The organism is Thermus thalpophilus, from assembly GCF_022760915.1.
GTDB classification, from domain to species: Bacteria; Deinococcota; Deinococci; order Deinococcales; family Thermaceae; genus Thermus; species Thermus thalpophilus.
Genome location: NZ_JAKTNS010000068.1, coordinates 1 through 3654, shown reverse-complemented (window position 1 = coordinate 3654; position 3654 = coordinate 1). Strand labels below are relative to the sequence as shown.

General features: G+C 62.3%; 2 protein-coding genes and 2 pseudogenes. All 4 read left to right on the top strand.

What is annotated here, in order from left to right:
• Positions 1-136 precede the first annotated feature (136 nt).
• Positions 137-1739 (top strand): annotated as a pseudogene (locus tag L0D17_RS12895) (IS200/IS605 family accessory protein TnpB-related protein).
• Between the two features lie 196 nt (positions 1740-1935).
• On the top strand, positions 1936-2655 hold the full coding sequence (locus L0D17_RS13850) for a DUF433 domain-containing protein (RefSeq protein WP_243095666.1): 720 nt from the start codon (positions 1936-1938) through the stop codon (positions 2653-2655).
• Positions 2652-3092, top strand: a complete 441-nt coding sequence (locus L0D17_RS12885) for a PIN-like domain-containing protein (RefSeq protein WP_243095665.1) — start codon at positions 2652-2654, stop codon at positions 3090-3092. The genes L0D17_RS13850 and L0D17_RS12885 overlap by 4 nt, the downstream gene beginning before the upstream one ends.
• A gap of 115 nt (positions 3093-3207) precedes the next feature.
• Positions 3208-3654, top strand: a pseudogene (locus L0D17_RS13845) (transposase); the annotation flags it as partial.

Here is a 3654-nt window from a genome sequence, read left to right as displayed (position 1 = left end):
GAGAAGATGCTTCAGGAGCGGTATGCCCCCCGTACACAGACTCTTACACATAACTCTTGACACGACCCCCCGCGCGCCTGGGAACGGCATCAAGTTTCCCGCTTCGCCGCGCGGACGCGCGCCAGGAGGCGGCGGGATGCCCAAGGGCAAGGACAAGAACGCTAGCTTCCGAGGCGTCCAGGCCAAGCTCCACCTCCCCTCCCGGGAGGACCGCGAAACCCTCCTGGACCTCATGCGCCGCTTCTCCTCCGCCACGCGCTTCGCCTACCAAAGGCTCCTGGAAGGAAAAAGCCGCGAGGAGCTCAAACAGGAAGACGGCCCCCTCTGCCAGCTCTTCCGCCTCAACACCCGCTACGCCGACGACGCCATCCTCAAGGCGCAAGGGGTCCTGGACTCCGCCAGGGAGCGCGGTGTAGACCCCCGCAAGGTGGTCTTCGGGGGAAGGAGCCTCTTTGAGGGACTCAAACGGAAGCACCTCTCGGGGAAGCGCCTCCTTGAGCTCAAGCGGACGTGGAAGGAGAAGCGCCAAGGTTTGCTCTACTCTAGGGGAGACCGGAGCAAGGGTGGCAACCTCAACCTGCGCTTGGAGGTGGAAAACGGAGCCTTGTGGCTTCGGATCAATCTAGGACACCGGACTTACATCAAAGCCTTCGTCCTCTCTTCCCACCCTCAGGTGAAGGCCCTGGTGGAGCGGGTGTACCTTTCCGAGCCCTACAACGTGGAGCTCACCCTGCGAAACGGGGAGGTCCACGCCCACTTCACCTGGCAAGAAGCCTCGCCTCCCATCGTGGCCACGAAGGAGCGGGGCGTCTTGGCCCTAGACGCCAACGCCCACCCCCACCACCTGGCCTTAGCGTTGGTCAGTCCCGATGGGGAACTCCGGCATCACTTCACCATTCCCTTGGACGAGGTGGACAGGGCCCCCAACCGTGGGGCTAAGGAGATCCTCCTCTGGAAGGCGGCCCACCAGGTGGTGGACCTCGCCCTCTCCCAGGGGGTAGCCATCGCCACCGAGAGGCTCCGATACCTGCGGAAGTCCAGGAGAGGAGATGGTTCGGGTAGGAGGTTCCGCTCCATCCAGCACCGTTTTGCCTACGCCTCCCTCCTCCGGAAGGTCCACACCCTGGCGAGGAAAAAGGGTGTCCAGGTGCTGGAGGTGAACCCCCAGGACACCTCCACCATCGGGATGCTCAAGTATAGCCCCTTGCTTTCCCTCTCCAAGGACACCGTCGCCGCTTACGTGATCGGCAGGCGGGCCCTGGGCCTCAAGGAGGGGCTTCCCCAAAGCTACGGACGCCTGCTGGAGGACCCCACCTTTCAATCCGACGCCCAGAGCTTCTACGAGGGGTTGCTCAAGGACTTGAAGAAGCGAAGGGAGGGTGAGAACAACCCGTACCTGAAGCGAAAGCTCGCGAGAGAGATCGGTAAGACCAAACAAGCTTTAGGTCTTCTGTCAAGCCTTCGGAGCTCGCCGGGGAGCCAGCGGGGGTCAACCGAGGGAAGGAACCCTCCTGGCGCCAATCCCTGGAGGGTTCTGAGGGTAGGCCTCTTTCTTCCCCTCCTTGGGCGGGAGGTGCCGAGGGACCTCTCTCCCCTCAAGCCCATCCTCCTTGGGGGATCGTGGGAGGGGGGAAAGGTCAGGCTTAGGTCCTCATCCTGGTGGAGGGCCCAAAGCGCTAATGGGCGCTTTGCTTGACCAGGATAGAGCCGCTCCTGCCAGGGGACCGGGGCCTCTTTGAGCGCCTCCCGCCACCAGGCCCAGGTGGGCCAGGTCGTAAACCTCTAAAGCGGGTGAGGGTTCCATCCCTCAATCCCAAGAGTAGAGTGGTGAGGGGGGATGCGGAATGTGGGACAAAAAGTGCCATAAGATGGTGGAATGATTCCATATGAGTTCCACACTCATCTAATGGGGGAATCTGCGTTAAACTAAACCCCGTGAGGGCGCGCAAGACAACCCAGGACTACGCTGGCTTCCTGGACCTTGATCCCAGGGACCGCCCCCTTTACTCCACCCGGGAGGCGGCGCGGTACCTGGGTTTGCCGGAAGCCACCCTGCGCTCCTGGGTTAGGGGTCGGAGCTACCCAAAGGAGGGAAGCCCAGGGTTTTCCCCACCCCTCATAGAAACCCCGGGGAACACGCTTTACCTCTCCTTTTTCAACCTGGTGGAGGCCAACGTCTTGGCAGCCCTGCGCCAGAAGCACCACATCCCCATGCGCCGCATCCGCTCCATGGTGGAGTACGCCAAAAGGGTCTTGGGCCAACCCCGCCCGCTGCTCCTGGACCTGGAAGCTGGTCTGGGCGACGTCTTTTTGAGGCAAGGAACGGAGCTTCTTGCCCTCACCCGGACCGGGCAGCTGGCCCTCCGGGAGGTGCTGGAAAGCTACTTATCCCGAGTGGAAAGGGACGAAAGGGGTCTGCCCCTTCGTTTTCATCCCGCCGTGGGTGCCCGCTTGCGCAGCGAGCAGGTGGTCCTGGACCCCAGGGTAGCCTTTGGAGCCCCCACCGTCCGGGGCGTGAAGACCTCGGTGATCGCCCTGCGGTTCAACGCCGGGGAGGGCTTGGAGGAGATCGCCGCAGACTATGGCCTCCAGGAGGAGGAGGTGAGGGAAGCGGTGGTGTTTGAAGGCCTAGGAACGGACGCGCCCGCGGCATGACCTCCGAGCCCTCCCCGCAAGGACCCATCTACTTTTGCGACCGCAACCTGGGCAAAAAGTTTCCCTACCGCCTTAGGGAACAGGGGCTTTTCGTGAAGCTGCATGATGAGCTTTTCCCACCCGACACGCCCGACGAAACCTGGATCCCCCAGGTGAGCGCTCAGGGATGGGTGATCCTCACGCTTGACGCCCGGATCCGCTATCGTCCAGGGGAAAAAGTTTCTCTTCGCCTGTATGGAGCCAAGGTCATCCTCTTCACGCAACCTAAGAAACCAGGCCCTGACTGGCTTCTTGTGTTAGCCGAAGAATTTGCCAAGGCCCAGGAAAAGGTTCTTCGCTTCCTGGAGCGCACTCCACCCCCCTTCGTGGGCCGCTTCCATGTGGACCCAGAGAAGCGAGGGGGTAAGCGCTACCGCTTGCTACCCCTTGAGCTCTAGCGGTCATGTCAAGAGTTATGCCTTCGTGTGCTACTTGATCTGAAGCCCTGGGGTGTGAAAAAAAGGGGGGTGCCATGGAAGCTCACCGCGAGCACCCCCGGAACATAGCCTCCGGCTGACTTACTATCTTGACGCGGAAACCCTCCTGGTCGCCACCTACTGCTGGGTAGACGACGCCTTAAAGGCCCTCCAAGCCCAAGGCATCAAACTCCCCAAGAGGCAGAAGCATCCAAAGGCCACCCTGGCCGAACTCCTCACCCTCGCCCTCTTCATCCTCCTTCAGGGCCAAGACCTCGCCAAAGGCTACCTCGCCGCTAAGGTCACCCTCCGCGCTTACTTCCCCTCTCTTCCCCACCTCTCCCGCTTCTACCGGGCGCTGAAAAACGCCCATTCCCTTTTGGCCCACCTCGCCCAAACCCTGGCCGGGGGAGAAGGCCTGCGCAAGCTACGGGTTTCGCCCGTGACACAGGTGGTGGACCTCAAACCCATCCCCTTAGCCCACGGCCACCGCGTCCACCGCTTCTCCCTTCCCGAGTCCGCCGTGGGGGTGGGGCCCTTGGGA

Bases quoted from the DNA above. Each gene is read 5' to 3' on its own strand.
- L0D17_RS12885 (WP_243095665.1), top strand. From the start codon at position 2,652: ATGACCTCCGAGCCCTCCCCGCAAGGACCCATCTACTTTTGCGACCGC.